This is a genomic window from Planomonospora algeriensis (genome assembly GCF_977012225.1).
The window spans coordinates 1-1,453 of sequence record NZ_CDRNDK010000838.1; the positions used below are offsets into that span (position 1 = coordinate 1).

Annotated in this window: 1 pseudogene; it reads left to right on the top strand. The window is 58.2% G+C overall.

The annotated features are described in order from the left end of the window. Positions 1-3 precede the first annotated feature (3 nt). Positions 4-651 (top strand): annotated as a pseudogene (locus ACWJ6R_RS36235) (ISL3 family transposase). The last annotated feature ends 802 nt before the right edge of the window (positions 652-1,453 follow it).

Genomic DNA, 1,453 nt, shown 5'->3' on the forward strand with positions numbered 1-1,453 from the left:
CAGGTGAAGCACGTCGCGATCGACATGTGCACGATCTTCAAAGCGGCGGTGCGGGCTGCGTTGCCGCACGCGGTGCTAGTGGTCGACCACTTCCACTTGGTGCAGCTGGCCAATGCCGCTGCCGCCGTCACCGAGGTGCGCCGCCGGGTGACGGTGCAGGTCCGCGGCCAGCGGGGACGCAAGGGCAACCGGTAATGGGAGCTGCGTAACCGGTTGACCCGCTCGGCGGTCCGGATGCACGGCGAGCACCTGGATCCGATGGTCGACGATCTGATGGCGCTGCCGGCGCGGATCGGGACACCGATTCTGGCCGCGTGGAACGCCAAGGAGGATCTGCTGGATCTGTTGGCTCTGGCTCGTGTTCATCCGGACCGGCATGTCATCGCCGAGCAGTTGTTCCGCTTCTACGACCGGTGCGCCGTCTCGGGTCTGCCCGAGCTGGAGCGGCTGGCCACAACGGTGCAGACGTGGTGGCCGGAGATCTTGGCGTTCATCCGCACCGGGATCACCAACGCAGGTTCCGAGGGCACCAACCGGATGATCAAAACGGTCGGGCGGGACGCGTACGGCTTCCGCAATCCCGAGAACCAGCGGTTACGTACCCGCTGCGCGACCACCCGCAGGAGCCGCGGATGCCTCAACCCCGCTTAACTTCGAAGAGCCATCATGAGATGCCCTCCAAGGACAGCCTGAGCCTCACCGCGATTGAAGGGTCAGCGAGGAACGTTGCTTCTCCGTCGATGCAAAACAAGGAGGAAAAGAGTCGTCGCTTGGATTGCTCCGCATACCAGCAGAGGGATGCCATAGATTCGGCGCGGATCCCACTGATCGGTAAGGATGATAAATCCTGATACCACAGTAAGCATTGTCGCGAAGGCCGCCAACCATAAACTAAGAATGGAAGGTCGGTGTCGATACGTCGACCTCAGGAGCCATCCTACTATTCCGGCCTGCAGCACCCCCGCCCAGGCCATCATGAGATAATCCGAGACGGGGTACAGCCATGAGTCGGTCGGGATTCTAGCGAGGGAGAGAGGGAAGGAGAGCAGATACATGAGGAGATCCCCATACATTCGATCCCCGAGTCGACCATTTATCGTTAGCCAAGCCAGCAGTAGCGGAGAAGCCGCCAGGGAGATGGTCATGGCGATAACGATCGAATTGTAGACAGTTAAGATCTTCGAATTATTGAGCTTCATTGCACCCATTCGACATCTTTGAGTATTTTTAGAATATGCGGATAGTGATTCGACCCCGTCCGGAGCAAACCAGGCGATTCGCTCCGGACAAGACGCGATCATCTATATTGAATTATAGGTATTTATACCCCTGCGAGCGAACCGCTTTATAAAATACGTTGGCCCAAATCAGACATCTTTCTTTTTTGGACATCGTGGCCAAGGGCTGAAGGAGTTCTCACATCGTGAGACCGAGGGCGATGAGCGGGTTATTG